This window comes from Leucobacter sp. USCH14 (assembly GCF_037619215.1).
GTDB lineage: Bacteria > Actinomycetota > Actinomycetes > Actinomycetales > Microbacteriaceae > Leucobacter.
Genome location: NZ_JAQPZP010000005.1, coordinates 186809 through 203046 on the forward strand (window position 1 = coordinate 186809; position 16238 = coordinate 203046).

Annotated in this window: 16 protein-coding genes; 9 read left to right on the forward strand and 7 right to left on the reverse strand. The window is 67.8% G+C overall.

All coding sequences use genetic code 11. The features are described 5' to 3' along the window. Positions 1-81: 81 nt before the first annotated feature. On the reverse strand, positions 82-945 hold the full coding sequence (locus PQI23_RS07525) for an LPXTG cell wall anchor domain-containing protein (RefSeq protein ID WP_339973106.1): 864 nt from the start codon (positions 943-945) through the stop codon (positions 82-84). A 308-nt stretch (positions 946-1253) separates the two neighbouring features. Further along, positions 1254-2114, reverse strand: a complete 861-nt coding sequence (locus PQI23_RS07530; protein ID WP_339973108.1) for a hypothetical protein — start codon at positions 2112-2114, stop codon at positions 1254-1256. A gap of 243 nt (positions 2115-2357) precedes the next feature. Here PQI23_RS07530 and PQI23_RS07535 point away from each other — a divergent pair, with 243 nt between their 5' ends. Further along, positions 2358-3680, forward strand: a complete 1323-nt coding sequence (locus PQI23_RS07535) for an MFS transporter (RefSeq protein WP_339973110.1) — start codon at positions 2358-2360, stop codon at positions 3678-3680. 55 nt (positions 3681-3735) lie between these two features. Continuing rightward, positions 3736-4863 carry an enoyl-CoA hydratase/isomerase family protein gene (locus tag PQI23_RS07540; protein ID WP_339973112.1) on the forward strand — a complete coding sequence of 376 codons (1128 nt, stop codon included), beginning with the start codon at positions 3736-3738 and terminating at the stop codon, positions 4861-4863. Between the two features lie 31 nt (positions 4864-4894). Here PQI23_RS07540 and PQI23_RS07545 read toward each other — a convergent pair whose 3' ends face one another. Continuing rightward, the gene (locus PQI23_RS07545) at positions 4895-5251 is read right to left on the reverse strand and encodes a VOC family protein (protein WP_339973114.1); all 357 of its coding nucleotides are present in this window, start codon (positions 5249-5251) and stop codon (positions 4895-4897) included. 72 nt (positions 5252-5323) lie between these two features. Here PQI23_RS07545 and PQI23_RS07550 point away from each other — a divergent pair, with 72 nt between their 5' ends. The 4 genes from PQI23_RS07550 (at position 5324) to PQI23_RS07565 (ending at position 10566) form a co-directional block, all read left to right on the forward strand. Continuing rightward, on the forward strand, positions 5324-6193 hold the full coding sequence (locus PQI23_RS07550) for a DNA-methyltransferase (RefSeq protein WP_339973116.1): 870 nt from the start codon (positions 5324-5326) through the stop codon (positions 6191-6193). Then, positions 6190-7749, forward strand: a complete 1560-nt coding sequence (gene pdxR, locus PQI23_RS07555) for a MocR-like pyridoxine biosynthesis transcription factor PdxR (RefSeq protein WP_339973118.1) — start codon at positions 6190-6192, stop codon at positions 7747-7749. The genes PQI23_RS07550 and pdxR overlap by 4 nt, the downstream gene beginning before the upstream one ends. Before the next feature lie 186 nt (positions 7750-7935). After that, positions 7936-8925, forward strand: a complete 990-nt coding sequence (gene speB / locus PQI23_RS07560; protein ID WP_339973120.1) for an agmatinase — start codon at positions 7936-7938, stop codon at positions 8923-8925. A gap of 150 nt (positions 8926-9075) precedes the next feature. Next, positions 9076-10566 carry an APC family permease gene (locus PQI23_RS07565; RefSeq protein WP_339973122.1) on the forward strand — a complete coding sequence of 497 codons (1491 nt, stop codon included), beginning with the start codon at positions 9076-9078 and terminating at the stop codon, positions 10564-10566. 52 nt (positions 10567-10618) lie between these two features. On the opposite strand, the gene PQI23_RS07570 is transcribed toward PQI23_RS07565, so the two are convergent. Continuing rightward, positions 10619-11635 carry a LacI family DNA-binding transcriptional regulator gene (locus PQI23_RS07570; RefSeq protein ID WP_339973124.1) on the reverse strand — a complete coding sequence of 339 codons (1017 nt, stop codon included), beginning with the start codon at positions 11633-11635 and terminating at the stop codon, positions 10619-10621. 191 nt (positions 11636-11826) lie between these two features. On the opposite strand from PQI23_RS07570, the gene PQI23_RS07575 reads away from it, so the two are divergent. Further along, on the forward strand, positions 11827-12567 hold the full coding sequence (locus PQI23_RS07575) for a metal-dependent transcriptional regulator (RefSeq protein ID WP_339973126.1): 741 nt from the start codon (positions 11827-11829) through the stop codon (positions 12565-12567). Here PQI23_RS07575 and PQI23_RS07580 read toward each other — a convergent pair. Continuing rightward, entirely contained in the window at positions 12542-12934 is a 393-nt protein-coding gene (locus tag PQI23_RS07580) for a DMT family transporter (protein ID WP_339973128.1), read from the reverse strand. The genes PQI23_RS07575 and PQI23_RS07580 overlap by 26 nt on opposite strands. Position 12935: 1 nt before the next feature. After that, positions 12936-13250, reverse strand: coding sequence for a DMT family transporter (locus tag PQI23_RS07585; RefSeq protein ID WP_339973144.1), 315 nt, complete (start codon positions 13248-13250; stop codon positions 12936-12938). A gap of 235 nt (positions 13251-13485) precedes the next feature. On the opposite strand from PQI23_RS07585, the gene PQI23_RS07590 reads away from it, so the two are divergent. After that, the gene (locus tag PQI23_RS07590; RefSeq protein ID WP_339973130.1) at positions 13486-14157 is read left to right on the forward strand and encodes an asparagine synthase; all 672 of its coding nucleotides are present in this window, start codon (positions 13486-13488) and stop codon (positions 14155-14157) included. Between the two features lie 104 nt (positions 14158-14261). Here the strand turns inward: PQI23_RS07590 and PQI23_RS07595 are convergent, their stop codons facing one another. Next, positions 14262-15482: an IS110 family transposase gene (locus PQI23_RS07595; protein WP_339971961.1), complete on the reverse strand. Its 1221-nt coding sequence runs from the start codon at positions 15480-15482 to the stop codon at positions 14262-14264. A 237-nt stretch (positions 15483-15719) separates the two neighbouring features. Between PQI23_RS07595 and PQI23_RS07600 the strand changes: the two genes are divergently transcribed. After that, positions 15720-16238 (forward strand): DUF222 domain-containing protein (locus PQI23_RS07600; RefSeq protein WP_339973132.1); only part of this gene is annotated, 519 nt, incomplete at its 3' end.

A 16238-nucleotide genomic window follows, 5' to 3' on the forward strand; every position in this document is an offset into this window, starting at 1 on the left:
CACGGCGAAACGCCCCTGGTCGAGAACGGGGTTTCCCGTCCCGGCCAGGGGCGTCGCGCGATGCAGACTTACCCAGCTGGATTACTCCGCAGCGCGTGCCTTGCGACGACCGAGTGCGAGTGCACCGGCGCCGAGTGCGAGAGCCGCAACGCCACCGGCGATCGCGAACGGAGCGAGGTTCTCGCCACCGGTGTTCGCGAGCTTCGCGCCCGGAGCGTAGTTCACCGGATCGGTCGGGGTCACGCCGCCACCGACGTTGCCCGGATCGGTCGGCGTGGGAGCGACGGTTCCGTCAGTCACGGTCAGCGGGGCCGAGTACTCGGTGCCGCTGGTCTCGCCGACGAAGTAGACGTCGTACTCGCCGTAGGCGAGGGTGTTGCCGAGCGTGATGTCGCCGGCGATCTCGCCGACTGCGCTTGCGAGGACCGTGCCGAGCGACTCGACGACCTCGCCGTTCTGGCGGAACTCGACGCGCACGTTCTCGCCGGGGGTGAAGCCCGCGCCGGTGAAGCCGAAGGACTCGAAGTGATCGGCCTGTGCGACCGCAAGCTGCACGCCGGCCTCCGCGCTCACGAGGAGGTCAGCCGAGGCGTACTCGGTGATGCCGGCGTACAGGTCGCACGCGGCGACGACTTCGTACACGCCGCTCTCGGCGGGTGTCGCGAGCGTGGCGCTCCACGAGCCGTCCTCGCCCGCCACATCGGAGATGATCTCGGGCTCTTCGCCCTCGGCCGGCGCGATCGCGACGAGGTAGGTGCCCGGGGTGCCGTCCTCATCGAGGCAGGTCTCGCCCGACACGGTGAACTCGGCAGCGCCGAGCGTGGGCTGCGGTGCCAGAGTGATCGGGTCGCCGGGCTCGACTGCTGTTGCAGCCGTACCGCCGAACGTCAGCGCTGCGATTGCGCCGATCGCCGCCGCACCGGCGAGCTTCTTCGAGAACTTCATGTTGCCTCCGTGTTGGTATGGAAAGGGGAGTTCGCGACTGCGGCCGTTCGAGGTTCGTGGTCCCGACACAGCTCCGTGCACCCAGGGCAGAACATCACCGCATGTGCGCAGTACCTCGCCATAGAAGTACTTCTGGAGCGTCAGCCGAATTCAACGGTAGACGGTGCCCACACATTGAGCAAGCACTCAGTTTTCTTTTCTCGGGGGCTGGACCTGAGTCGAGAGCTGGGGTATAACGGTGCGCGAATCCGAAGCGCCCTCGGGCGAAGTGAATCTTCGGCCGAGGGCGCTTCCTCACTTAAAGCGAGTTACTCAGCGGTGCGAGCTGCGCGACGGCCGAGCGCGATCGCACCCGCCCCGACGGCGAGCGCCGCAACGCCGCCCGCGATTGCGAGCGGTGCGAAGTTCTCGCCACCGGTCGTCGCCAGCGAACCCTTCGCGCCGGTGTTCGCCGGGTCGACGTTCGCGGCGGGGGTGGTGTTTGCATCGGTGGCGATCGGAGCGTCGTGTCCTACGGTGCCACCTGTGATGGACAGGTGCGCAGAGTACTCGACCCCGCTGGTCTCGCCGATGAAGACCACATCGTACGTGCCTGCAGCGAGCGTATTTCCGAGCTTGATGGTGCCGTTCAGCTCACCGACCTTGTCCGCGGCCACGGTATTTGCGAGCGTCTCGACGACCTTGCCGTTCTGGCGGAATTCGACGCGCACGTTCTCCTTCGGCGTGAAGCCGGAGCCCGACACGTCGACGGACTGGTAGTGCTTCGCCTCGGTCACGCTGAGCTGCACGCCCGCCGCCTTGCTCACGAGCGCTTCGTTCGCCGCGTAGTAGAACTTCGTCGAGTAGACATCGCACTCCGCATACACGGGGTAGGCACCGCTCTCGGCGGGCGAGGTGATGGTCGTGGTCCAGGTGCCATCCGCGTTCGCTGTGCCCGCCTGCACGATGTGCTCCGGGGCTCCAGTGATGTGCACGGCGAATTCGCCGGGAGTGCCGTTCGGGTCGACGCAGTCCGCACCGGAAACCGTGAACGACTCCGCGCCGAGCGTGATCTTCGGCGTCAGGGCGACCTCGTCGCCCTGCGCGGCGTTCGCCGCGGTTCCGCCGAACGTGAGGACGGCCGCTGCGCCGATCGCGGCGGCGCCCGCCAGCTTCTTGCTGAACTTCATACTTACTCCAGGGGGTTCGTTTGCAAACACATGCGACATCTGCACTGCGTGCTGATCGCACCACCCGATTCCTCTCCGCACGTTCTCGTGTCGCAACACGCTTCCCGCGAAAAGGGATCCCCCTAGAAGATCGGCAGCTCAAAGCTTCTGCCACGTTGAACTGTAGACTGCGTACGAAGAAACGGCAAACCGTCGCTCCGGCGTGCTCATGGTCGGGTGCTCGCGCACGGTAGATTGAAGCGGGTGAGATCCGACGCAGGCGACCGGCGCAGGCGGCTCCGCGCGCTCCTCGTCGACGTCGAGCCGCTGCGTGCCAGCCCGGCCTTCGCAAAGCTCTGGACCGGAACGTCGATCGCGCAGATCGGCGCACAGGTGACGATCGTGGCGGTCGGCCTGCACATCTTCGAGCTCACGCGATCCACGTTCGCGGTGTCACTGGTCGCCCTGTGGGCGCTCGGTCCGATGATCCTCGCGGGCTTCGTGGGCGGGGCACTCGCCGACGCGTTCGACCGGCGTCTCGTCGCGCTCGTCACCGCGATCGCGGCGTGGTGCAGCATCGGAGTGATGACGGTGATCGCGTTCCTCGACGTTCAAGCGACGTGGCCGTACTACGCGCTGGCTGCGATCAACGCCGCGTCCGCGACCATCATGGGGGCGACGCGCGGCGCGATCCTTCCGCGCCTGCTCCCCGCCCAGCTCCTGCCCGCAGCCGCCGCGCTGAGCGGCATCACGATGGGGCTCGCGATCACGGTGGGGCCCGCGGTGGCCGGCGTGCTCGTGGCGAGCGTGGGCGTGCCGTGGACGTATCTGCTCGATGCCGTACTGTTCACCGGCGCCTTCCTCGGCATCCTGAGTCTGCCCCGCATGGCCCCCGACGGCGAGCGCTCCGCCCCGGGGTTCGGCTCGGTGCTCGAGAGTCTCGCCTTCCTGCGGCGCGCGCCCAATGTGCGGGCGACGTTCATCTGGGACCTCATCGCGATGATCTTCGGCACGCCGCGCGTGGTGTTCCCCGCAGTGGGCGCACTGGTACTCGGCGGTGGACCCGTGACCGTCGGAGCGCTGACCGCGGCGTTCGCCCTGGGCGCCCTCGTGAGCGGGATGCTCTCGGGGCCGCTCGGTGCGGTGCGTCGCCAGGGCCGGGCGGTCACGCTGGCGGTCGCGGCCTTCGGCGCCTGCACCGCGCTCTTCGGTCTCGTGCTGCTCGTCACCGCCTCGACGGCCGGTGTGGCGGAGCGCAGCGACGACCCCATCATCCCGGCCATCATCCTGGCGGGCCTGGCTCTTGCGGGCACGGGGGCGGCCGACAACGTGAGCGCCGTCTTCCGCACCACGATTCTCCAGACTGCCGCTCCCGACGACGTCCGCGGACGCATGCAGGGCATCTTCTACGTCGTCGTCGCGGGCGGCCCGCGCGTCGGCGACCTGCTCGCGGGGGCGATCGCCACGCTCGTGGCGCTGTGGGCGCCGGCCCTGCTCGGGGGCGTCGTGATCCTCGGCGTCATGCTGGTGCTGCTGCGCACCGCATCGGGCTTCCAGCGGTACGACGCGCATCACCCGCAGCCCTGACGCGGTGCACCGACAGGCGGAGCGGGGCGGATCGCGACGGTGATACGGTGCTGAGATGAGTGCCACACCGCAGTCGCAGGCCACCGATTCCGCTGAAGCGCCGCTCGTGCTCGTGCGCCGCACCGGCGCGATCACCCACCTCACGCTGAATCGCCCGCGCGCCATCAACGCCCTGAACAGCGAGATGTTCGCCCGGCTCGCCGCCGCGGTCGCGACCGCGCAGAGCGACGGATCGAGCGCGATCCTGCTCGACGGCGCCGGTGATCGGGGGTTCTGCGGCGGCGGCGACATCAAGGAGCTCTCGCAGGGCTCGGCACGCGACATCCTCGCCGAGGAGTACCGGCTGGACTACGCCATCAGTGTCTCGACGCCGCCCGTCGTCGGCATCATGGACGGCATCACGATGGGCGGCGGCATCGGGCTCGCCGGGCACGCAGCGCTGCGCGTGGTGACCGAGCGCAGCCGTCTCGCGATGCCCGAGGCGCGCATCGGCATCGTTCCCGACGTGGGCGGGCATCTGCTGCTCGCGGCGGCACCGGAACGGCTCGGCGAACTGCTCGCCGTATCGGCGGGGGACATGAATGCGGGCGACGCCATCGCGCTCGGGTTCGCCGACGCATTCGTACCCTCGGAGCGGCTGCCGCAGCTGCGGACGGCGCTCGCCGCAGGCGAGGATCCGCATGCCGCCGTCTCGCGGCTCGCCGAACCAGCGCCGGACTCGGAACTCCTCAGCGCTCGCGACTGGTGGTCGCCGATCGCCGCGTCCGTCTTCGGGGCGCAGGAGGCGCCCGCCGCCGAAGACCCCGCAGGAACTTCGCTCCGTCTCATCCGGTCGCTCGAGGGGAGCGACGCGCCCGAGGCCCTGCGTCTCGCCTCGGCGGTGCGCGCCATGAGCCCCACCTCGGTCGCGGTGACCCTCGCACAGCTCGACCGCACACGACGGCGCGCCCTGGAACTCCCGGAGGTGCTAACGGACGATCTGCGCACACTCGGTCGGCTCGCCGCACTCCCCGACTTCGCGGAAGGGGTGCGAGCTCAGGTGATCGACAAGGATCGCTCTCCAGGCTGGAAGCCGGCCCGCATCGAGGATCTCGACGCCGCCGTGCTCGACGACATTCTCGACAGCGAGTCACGCCCCGGCGAGGCGCCGCTGGATCTGGAGGAGCCCGCTCGGCGCGAATGAGGAGCGGGCTCCAGCGCGCGGGTACGGACGGTCAGTGGGGGTCGCCGATGCAGAACTGGTTGCCGTCGGGATCCGAGAACGTATCCCACGCGAGCCCGCCCTCGCCCCGGCGGCCGAGGTGCGTCGCACCGGCGTGCACCCATTCCGCGACGAGGGCCGCGCGATCGACCGACCCGTCCACCTCGAAATCGAGGTGGAGCCGGTTCTTCCCCGTGCTCGGGTCGTCGACCTTCTGGAAGCCGAGCGCGGCGGGCAGCTGCGGCGCGCGCACCACGCAGAACCAGCCGTCGGCCTCGTGCACGATCTCGCCGCCGAGGCGCTCCGCCCACCAGCCCGCGAGCGAGCGCGGATCCGTCGTGTCCACCGTGATCATTCCCAGACCGATCATGCCCGCCCCGTTCGTCGTCGACCGTGAATTCCCACGGTACGGGGTTCTGCGCCGGGCCGGTAGCCTGAGAGCGTGAGTGAGCCCTGGAACGCGAACGGGCCGAGTCGAGTGGTGCAGGGCGACAATCTGCAGATCCTGCGCGCTCTGCCGACCGCGGCCTTCGCCGTCGCCTACCTCGACCCGCCCTTCAACACCGGGCGATCCCGCCGTGCCGAACGCGTGCGCGGCACTCGCGTCGACGGCCCGCTCGAGCATGCGGCGGGCAGCCGGCTCGGCTTCCGCGGGCAGGGGTACCGCGTGACCCGGGAGATGACGCTCGGCTACGACGATCGATTCGGCGACTACTGGGACTTCTTGGAACCGCGTCTCGAGGAGGCCTGGCGCCTCCTATCGCCCGACGGCCTGCTCTACCTGCATCTCGACTATCGCGAGGTGCACTACGCGAAGGTGCTGCTCGACGCGCTCTTCGGCCCCGAGTGCTTCATCAACGAGATCATCTGGGCGTACGACTACGGCGCGCGATCGAAGCGTCGTTGGCCGACGAAGCACGACAACATCCTGGTCTACGCGAAGCACCCCGACTGGTATCACTTCGATGCGGAAGCGGTGGATCGCGAGCCGTACATGGCCCCCGGCCTCGTGACGGCCGAGAAGGCCGCGCTGGGGAAACTGCCCACCGACACGTGGTGGCACACCATCGTGTCGCCGACAGGCGGTGAGCGCACGGGGTACCCGACGCAGAAGCCGGAGGGCATTCTCCGGCGCATCATCCAAGCCTCCACGCGGCCCCGAGACTGGGTGCTCGACCCGTTCGCGGGCAGCGGCACCTCGGGCGCGGTCGCGCAGCAGCTCGGGCGCAGGTTCGTGCTCGTCGACGACAACCCGGAGGCGATCGCGGTGATGCGCGAGCGACTCGATGGCACCGGGACGGTGTTCGCGTGAACGCTGGGGGCGGCGAGAGCGGGGGTGCGGGGGCGCGCGAGGAGTTCGTCCGGAGTCGCGCGGCGAGCGGCCTCCCGGTGCACATCGACCGTGCGTCGAGTTCGCCGCTGCCGGTGCAGATCGCCGGAGCGCTTCGCGAAGCGATCGACGCGTCCCTCGTGCGGCCGGGCGAAGCCGTACCCGCGACGCGAGAGCTGAGTCGCAGGCTCGGCGTCGCCCGAGGGGTCGTCGTCGCGGCGTACGAGCAGCTCATCGCCGAGGGGTACCTGGCCGCCTCTCAGGGGCGCGGCACGCTGGTGCACCCCGATCTCGCGCGCACCCTGATCGATGATGAGGATCGCGCGGTCTCCCGCGAGCACGGCGCCGCCGAGCAGGATTCGCCGAATTTCGGCGAGCCGAGGGAGCCGAGCACATCGGTCACCGCGCTCGCCGGCTCTGAGCGCCCGGCTCCGCTCGCACCGGGAGTGCCGATCACGGAGGGCGTCGTCAGTTCGGCATGGCGCTCGGCGTGGCGCCAAGCCGCTGCGCGCATCGACGTCGCCGAGGTGGTCGCGCCTCCGCTCGGCGACCCGACGCTGCGCCGTGAGATCGCGGAGCACCTGCGGCGGATGCGCGGCACCTCTCGTGCGGCGGCCGATGTGCTCGTCACCGCCGGTACCCGCGACGGTCTCTGGCTGCTGCTCACGGCGCTCGGCGCCACTCGAGGGCGCACCCTCGTCGTGGGCGTCGAAGATCCCGGCCTGCCGTCGCTCCGCGGCGCCGCGTCGCGCGCGGGCGCCACCATCGTCGCGCTGCCCGCAGACGGACTGGGCCTCGATACCTCCCGGCTTGCCGACGGCATGCTCGACGCGGTGATCGTGACGCCGAGCCACCAGTACCCCCTGGGCGGGTCACTGCCGCTCGCACGTCGACGGGAGCTCATCTCCTGGGCGCGCCGCAACGGCGTCGTGCTCATCGAGGACGACTTCGACTCGGAGCTGCGCTACACCGGAACACCGCTGCCCACGCTCGCCGCGCTCGACGACCCCGAGAGCGGGGTGGTCGTGCTGCTCGGCACGTTCTCGCGCACCATCACCCCGGCGCTCTCCGCGGGCTACCTGCTCGCTCCCGCCGTGCTGCGGGCGCGCATCGAACCCGTGCGACGGGACCTCGGCGGGCCCGTCTCGAGCGTCGTGCAATCCGCGCTCGCCGACTACCTCGCCAGTGGGGAGCTGCGCCGGCACACGGTCCGCATGCTGCGCCGATACGAAGCGCGCCGAGACCTCGTATCGGATCGCCTCGCGGGTGCTGACGGCGTCCGTGTACGGCCGATGGACGGGGGACTGCACGCCGTCATCGAGTTCACGGGCGACCGCGAGCGCGCTCGCCGCCGAGAGACGGCCGTGATGTCGCAGACCGAGTCGAGGAACCTCGGCGCCCAGGCTCTCGGCCGGTACTGGCAGCGCACGGATCGCGGCGCCGGCATGTCGGGCCTCGTCATTGGGGTGGGCGGAGACGATGACGCCGCCTTCGGCGCTGCGCTCGGGGAACTCCGCGCGATCCTCGATCGCGTCTGAGGGGCCGCGCCCTCCCGCCACCCGACCCCGTCGAACGGCGAACGCGAAGATGCTCTGGACAAGTGCGTCTGTCGTCGTTTACGATTGCCGAAGCGTTTCGGCAGTGAAGTCGTTGGTATTCGGCTGCTTCCAAAACGTTTCGACAGTTCGACGCGCGGTTCGCCGCGGAAGGGAAGTCCGGAGACCATGACTGAGACATCGACAGGCTCATTCGACGAGACCATGTGGAACGGCCTGCTGCACGGCGGCCTCGGCGGTACCTTCATGGGGGTGCCCCGGGTGGAGCTCGACCGAGAAGCGATCCGTGCCTCGGGCGCGAAAGCCGTCGTATACGGCTTCCCCTTCGACGCGACGACGATCAGCCGCAGCGGTGCCAATTACGGGCCGCGAGCGATCCGCGAGACATCGGTGCAGTTCACGAACTTCCAAGCGACGTTCGACTTCGATCTGTTCGCGCATCTGCCCCTCGCCGACGGCGGCGACTGCCAGGTGGCACTCGGGAATACGCCGAAGACATTCGAGCGCGTCGAGGCGGACATTGCGGAGATCGTCGCGGCGGGAGCGATTCCAGTCGTCTTCGGCGGAGACCACTCGGTCAGCATCCCGGTCGGCAAAGCTGCGAAGCGCGAAGGGACGAGCCCCGGGTGGGTGCAGTTCGACACGCACCTCGATGCAGCGCCCAACGTGGGCGGCGAAGAACTCAACCACTGCTGCACCATCACGCGTGCGGTCGACAACGGGTACGACCCCTCGAAGATGGTGCTCGTCGGCATCAGCGGTTGGATGAACCCGAAGACCGAGCTCAAGTATTGCCGGGATCACGGCATTCGAGTGATCTGGCTCGAGGAGATCTGGGAACGGGGCACCGTATGGGCCGTGGAGCAGATTCTCGAACGCGTCGGGGACGAAGGGTTCTACCTGACGTTCGACGTCGACGCTCTCGATGCTGCGTATGCGCCGGGCACCTGCGCGCCGACTCCCGGCGGAATGACGATGCGCGAGGCGATCGAGATCGTGCGCGGGATCTCCCCGGCAGGTCTCATCGGGCTGGACATCGCCGAGCCCGCGCCGTCGCTCGACCACTCGACGCGGACGCAGCTCGTCGCCGGCCGCATCGCCCTGGAGGCGCTGGCCTTCCATGCGGGGTCGCCGCGCACGCCCGTGCACGTCGGCTGATCGTTCACCCGGTGGGGCGCCCGCCGCGAGACCGCCTCCGGCTGTGCGGGCGGGCGCCGCACCGGACCCTTGAACGGTGGTTGCCGTTCTCGTTCGGGTCGCGCCGAGGACGTCGCGAACCGTTGCCGCAATCGAAGCAAAGGAGTTTCCATGAATACGGCATCACCGGTGATGAAGCGAGAATTCACCATGTTCTCCGCGCTGTCCGTCGCCTTCGCGTTCGTCTCGCCGATCGTCGCACTGTACAGCGTTCTCGGGGTCGGCCTGGCGAGTTCAGGGCCGGCGTTCATCTGGGGAGGGCTGATCCTCTACATCGGTCAGCTGATCGTCGTGCTCGCACTGGGGGTGCTCGCATCGAAGTGGGCGGATTCGGGCGGCATCTATCAGTGGTCGCGACGTCTGCTCGGCCACCGGTACGGCTGGTTCGCCTCGTGGACGTACATCTGCACGCTGCTCATCACCCTCCCCGCTGTGGCTTATGCGGGGGCCGTGCTCATCCCGCCGATCTTCGACGTTCCGGCGGCCGGCCACGAGGTCGTGACCTGGCTCGCGGTCGGGCTCCTGGCGTTCACCACTCTCGTCAACTTGGCCGGTCGTGTATTCATCAAGATCCTCATGATCGCGGTCATCGTCGCGGAAGCCGTGGGATCGGTCGGCGTTGCCATCTGGCTCCTGTTTTTCGAGCGTCACCAGACGCTCGGGTACCTCTCTCCCGCATCACTCGCCGACTACAGCGGCGTGTTCTTCTCGGCTCCGCTCGTCATGGCGATCGCATTCTCCAGTTACTTCGCGATCGGTTTCGAGAGCGCGAGCTCGATCGCCGAAGAGGTGCAACGGCCGAAGCGCGCTGTTCCCCGAGCCATGGTCGCCTCGTTCTTCGCGATCATGATGATCGTGCTGCTGAGTACCCTCGCCTTCACGCTCGCCGTGCCCAGTGATGCGTTTCTGCAGGATCCCGAGAACGCCGCCGACCCGGCCGTGGCGATCATCGCCGCATCGTTCCCGGCGCCCGTCTTCCGAGGGATATTGGCGCTCTTCGTGATCGCCTTCGCAGCGAGTCTCATGACGATCCAGATCACGGTCTCCCGCATCGTGTGGGCGACGGCCAGGAACGGGGAGCTTCCGTTCGCCCGTACCTTGACGAAGCTCTCGGGCGAGACCGGGCTTCCGCGCACGGCCGTGCTCATCACCGCGGTGATCGCAGCGCTGCTGTTCCTGCCCTTCCAGAGCGAGGGGATTCAGATGGCGCTCATCTCCTTCTCATCCGTCGGCTTCTTCATCTCCTTCCTGTTCCCGATTCTGGGCTGGGCGATCGCCCGAGCCCGCGGCTCGTGGACTGACGAGCCTGGTCTCTTCCTCGGACGCGCGGGGAGGATCGTCGGAGGGCTCGCGCTCGTGTGGCTGCTCTTCCAGATCGTGAATGTCGCCTGGCCACGAGAGTCCGGCGCCGGCTGGCCGACGGACTGGTCGACCGTCATCGGGGTCGCAGTGGTGGGCGTGCTCGGAGTCGTGATCGAGGCGTGGGTGCACCGCAAGCGCCTCCACGCGGCGACGACCGGTTCGACGATCGTGGTGTTCGAGCGCGACGAATCGGAGGATGACCGCGAGGACTTCGAACCCGTGCGAACCGCTCGACGCTGAACTCGGATGGGTCGGCGTGACCGCGCATGTGCGTCGGTCGCGCCGACCCAGCTCATCCGGCGAGCGTCGACTCGCGCACGTTCAGGGAGATCGGCACGACTTCGCGGCGCCGCTCTACGTTTCCTTCGAGTACCTCGATGAGCATGTCCACGGCGACCTCGCCGAGGCGCACCGGGTGGAGGTCGAGCGCCGTGATCGACTTCCGCAGCCCGTAGTCGAGGTAACGGCTGTCGGCGAGACTGACGATCTGCACGTCGCCGGGCACATCGAGGTCGAGAGCCATGGCAGCGCGTTCCGTGGCGTGGGCGAGAGTATCGAGTGTCGTGAGAACGGAGTCGAACCTTCGATCATCGGACGCGAGTGCGGCTCGAATCACCGGCTCGGCCTCGTCTACCCGGGGGCCCGGTGAGCGCAGGATGACGGGTTCGATGCCCCGGGCGCTGCACCAGTCGAGATAGGCCGAGAGCTCATCGCGCACGTAGGACGAGGACGTCTCGCTGAGGAAGAGTGCGGCGCGCGACGCGCCGTTGGTGCTGATGTGCGCGAGCGCAGAGGTCGTGCCGGTGGCGAAATCATTGTCGACCCAGCTGAGGTCTGCGGAGTTGCGGCCGATCGTCACGCAGGGACGACCGCTGCGGATCGCCTCCGCGAGCAGCGGATCGTCATCGCTCGGATCGACCACGACGAGGCCGTCGGCCGCGGAGAGGAAGCCGCGGGAGGAGGTATGGGTCGGGAGCATGGACATGAGGAACCCGCGTTCGAAAGCGCGAAGACTGGCCCCGTTGAGCACGCGGAAGTAGTACTCGATGTCCCACTCCGGCTGCAGGCCCGCGCCCTGGGCGGTGAACGGCTGCGGCGACACCGCGAGCACGAGGGAGCCGGTGCGGCCGGCGTTCAGGTTCTTCGCCAGACGATTCGCCGTGTACCCCACGCGAGCCGCGACGTCGATGACGTTCTGCCGAGTCGATGCCGCTACGCGACCCTTGCCGTTGAGCGCTTCGGATGCGGTGGCCACCGAGACACCGGCCTCTCGGGCGACGTCTTTGATGGTAACGCGGCGGGATTGCATGGAACCTCGGTCTCGGGAGCAGCGATCTGCTCCGGCTGGTTCGTCTCGGATGTCGTTCCAGAGTAGAGGCTGCGGCGGATGCCTGCCAAATCGATTCGGCAATGCGCGGCGCATCGCGCGAGGATCGACTGCGCGCCCGATGCGCGTCGATGCCGCGGACGCCCCCTCGGTCTCCCGGATATCCTGGGCGGGTGAGTGTCGACGACCTGTCTCCGAGCGTGCAGAACTATCTCAAGGTGATCTGGGGGCTGCAGGAGTGGTCGGACGCCCCGGTGTCGAACTCCGCGATCGCCGAGTCCGCGGGCGTGCGTCTCTCCACCGTCTCCGACGCCCTGCGCAAGCTCTCCGACCTCGAACTCATCGGTCATGTCCGATACGGGACCGTCACGCTCACCGATCTCGGGCGGGTGCACGCCGTCGCCATGATCCGACGGCACCGCCTCCTCGAGACATTCCTCGTGCGCCACCTCGAATACGAGTGGGACGAGGTGCACGACGAGGCCGACCGTCTCGAGCACGCCGTATCCGACGAGTTCATCGATCGGATGGACCGCGTGCTCGGCTATCCCACCAGGGATCCTCACGGCGATCCCATCCCGAGCGCGACCGGGGCGGTGCACCGGCCGGATGCCGTGCAGCTGCTCGCCGCGCCCGCCCCGAGTCGGGCGCGGGTCGAGCGCATCTCCGACGCCGACAATGCGATGCTGCAGTTCTTCGCGGGCCGCGGCATCGTGGTCGACGCCGTGCTGCACGTTCTGCCGGGGGAGCCGTACTCCGAGACCGTGACGGTGCGCGTGGGCGACAGCGGTGAGGGAGTGGGCGAGGGCGAGATTGCGGGAGCGGCTGCCGCCGCGCCGGTGAGCCTCGGGCCGTCTGCCGCGGCGGCGGTGTGGGTGTCGCTCGAGGCTACTCCGGATCCTTCACGAACTTGAGCCCGATCACGCAGCCGATGATCCCCGCGAGGAAGACGAGTTTCAGTACCGAGAGCGCCTCGGTGCCGAGCGCCAGTGAGATGCCCACGGTGAGCGCCGCTCCGAGGCCCGTCCAGATGGCGTAGGCCGTGCTCACGGGGATGCCGCGCATTGCGTATCCCAAGCCGATCATGCTCAGCGGGTTCGCGATGAAGAACACGATCGTGGGCACGATCACCGTGAAGCCCTGGGAGTCGTGCAGCGCGAGCGCCCAGATCGATTCGAGGATCGCGCTCGCCAGCAGCACGATCCAGTGCGACTGCCGTGCCACCTTGGGAATGCGCGCACGTGTTTCGGCGAGTTGCGAGGTGCGGATCGCGCGAGCCATCTCAGCTCACCGCCTTGAGGCCGACGACGCAGCCGATGAGGCCCACGAGTAGCACGACGCGGATGAGGCTCGCCCGATCCGCACCGGTCAGCATCGCCCACGCTGCCGTGAGCACCGCGCCGATCCCCACCCAGACCGCGTACGCCGTGCCCACCGGGATCTCGGTCATGCCGAACGCCAGGCCGGCCAGGCTCGCGAGATAGCTCAGTATGAACACGGCCGACGGCCAGAACTTGCGGAATCCCTTCGAGGCGTCGAGTGCGGTCGCCCACACCGCCTCCAGCATCCCGCTCAGAATCAACAGTATCCATGCCAGTGACATGAGTTCGGTCTTCCTGGCAGTCGTCGATATGCGGGTACTGCTCCCTCGTCCGCACCCCGTCAGCTCGGGGTCGCCACAATTTTCTCACACCCTCCGGGATCCGTGCCCAGGCGGTGATCAGGTGTTCGACGTCGGCGGCCGACAGCACGCGGATTGCGTCGGCGGACTGTGCGAGGGCGATGGATGGGAGATAATGGAGGAGTGCCCGTCAGGGCCCGGGAGGAGTGCGGTGTTCGGCTGGTTGAAGAAGCGCAAGCGGGGTTCGGCGCGCCCGCCCCGGCGCCTTCCCCGGCGAGTGCTGGCTCCAGTCGAGGAGATCACCGAGCAGGGGCTGCTCGTCGCCGACGTCGCAGTGCGCATGACCGTGAAGAACGCGATCATCATGAATGCGCTGAAGCGGCACGTCGATTACGACGCCGAGCAGATCATCGACATGGTTCGGGAGACGACCATCGACCTCGCCGAGGAGCGCGAGCGCGACGCGAAGCACATCTCCCGAATGCGCGGAGAGATTCGCGACACCGGGCGGAGCTCGTGGAGCGAGTCCGATTACGGCAACGACGACAATCGCACGCTGCGCCACCGGCAAGAGGTCTACGAGAAGGTGGCGGAGGAGCTGCGCAATCGGGCGGCGGACGACGAGTACCTGAACGCCGCCGCCGAGCGGGCTCGCGAAATGGCGTGGGACGAGATCGGCACCTCGCTCGCGGACCGCGCCGAGCACCCGTATTACAGCGGGGGCAACAACGACGAGTATCGCGAGGAGCGCGAGGGGCGCATCCAGCAGCTCATCGAGAAAGATCTCACCGCTCTCATGCAGCAGCAGACGCAGCCTCCGACGAAGGTACGGAAGTTCAAGCGCAAGGACAAGGGCCGGGAAGCCGCGGAGTCGGAGCTCTGACTCGCCGCCGGTGAGGCGTTCCGGGTGGATCGTCTTTGATTCTCGTTTTTTGAAGGGGCCATGTGTCGGCCTGTTCGGGGTCATGAATGATGCTCCTATTGTTGTCAACTCGAAGGGGCGCTTGTTTCGAGCCATTCCCGGTATGCCTGCGCAAGGTCATCGTCACGTGTGAGGCCACGCTCGATTCGTGAGATCTTGGTGATCCACACATTGAAGTGTGCCGCGACTTGCTGCAGGGTGATTCCCAGCGCTTGCCTGAATGGCCGGAGGTCGTCCACGCGAGGTACGTCCACGTCCTTCGTGAGGAGCGTGAAGACTTCGCGCGCAATCGCGCGCTTCAAACACCGAATGATCTCTTTGCTGCTCTTGCCTTCAGCGCGTTTCTTCGCCACATACGCTTTCGTGCGTGGCTCGTTGCTCATACGTACGAGCGCGATTCGGTGGAGCGCGGAATTCGCGTGCCGGTCGCCACCTCGGTTGAGCCGATGCCGGTTCGTTTTACCCGAGGATGCCGGGATTGGGCTGGCCCCGCAGAGCGCCGCGAACGCGGCTTCTGAGCGGAGCCGGTCAGAGTTGTCTCCCGCGGTGATCAGGAGCTGCGCGGCAGTGACCGGCCCTACACCAGAAGCCGCACGTAATGCCGGGTTGGTGTACTCGGTGAGGGGCTCAAGTTCTTGATCGAGGGCGTGTATCTCAGCTGTCAGATAGCGGTGCCGGCGCGCAAGCGCGCGGAGTGCGATCACGATGCCCTGATGCTCAGGGTATGGGCGAATGTCGAAGTCTGCGAGCCCCGTGATGAGCGCCGCATCAGTGACATCACGAAATCGTTCGCGTAGAAGCGTGGGCGCGGTTACGAGGAGTGATTTGAGTTGCACTTGCGCAGCAGTACGCGCTTTGATCGCTGAACGTCGGGTCGTGAACAGGTAGCGGATCTGTTCGACATTGCCGTCGCCGGACTTTGGGGTCGGCTGTTTCGTCTCGGTGAGTGCAGTTTTCGCAGCAGCGTACGCATCAACGGGATCGGACTTCCCGTTCATGCGGCGGAGTTGCCGGTTTGGGCGGATCACTTCGATGATCTGATGCCCGAGAGCGGTGAGGTGGCGGGCGAGGCCGGCCCCGTACGAGCCAGTCCCTTCGATCCCGACGCGCACGAGGTTGCCGTATATGAGGATGAACGCGGTGAGCGCTGCGTAGCCTGCGGGCGTGGTGGGGAACTGCGCGTCTGCGAGATGCTTGCCGTTCTGATCAATGACGGCCGCGTGGTGCGTGTCAGCGTGGGTATCCACCCCGGCATAGATCTCGCAGGCTTCAACGATATTTGTCATGATGGTTCTGCCTTTTCCGATTCCAGTTGGGAGGCAACCGGCCGGGCGGGCAGACAGGACGTTGAAGAGGCCTCTAGACCAGGCTCCTATAAGGTCATGTCCGCCTGGTCGGGCCCCGTAACACCTCGCCCGGGTCGACGGATCATTTTCAAGGCACGAAGCCAGTCGGAGGCTGTGTCAAACCCGGACGAGGCAGTTACCAGTATCAACGTCGGTGGCTGCCGGTTGACTGGGGGCATGTTCTCCTTATTGCTGGGTTCCGCCCCGGCGCCTGAGCCGGTTGACGTGCCGGTGTTGGGGGAGTTGTCGGCTCTGGTGTCGGGGGAGGTTCCCGATGCGCTCACGCTCGGTCAGGTCGTGAACTGGATTGAGCAGTTGGAGTACCGGCAGCGCGGCCTCGACGCGATCCGCGCCGATCTGCTCGCGGCCGCAGTCGACATGGCGACCACAGGTGCCGGGTCGGGTGGGCGGGAGCTCGCGTTCTGGTCGCTGCGGGCAGAGCTCGCAACCGTGCTGAGCACGAGCGAGCGGGTGGCGGAGTCCCAGTTGAGTGGGGCGTGGTCGTTGCGGACGAGGTTCGCGATCACGCACGAGGTGCTCGCGGTGGGGGAGATCTCGGCCGCGCACGCCCGCGTCATCGTCGATGCGGGGCTGCGCATCGGGGCGGGCGCCTCGCCGGAGTGCGTGTCTCGGCGTGAGGCGTATCAGCGGGAGGTGCTGCAGCATGCGCGGGTGGAGTCCGTGAACCGGTTGCGG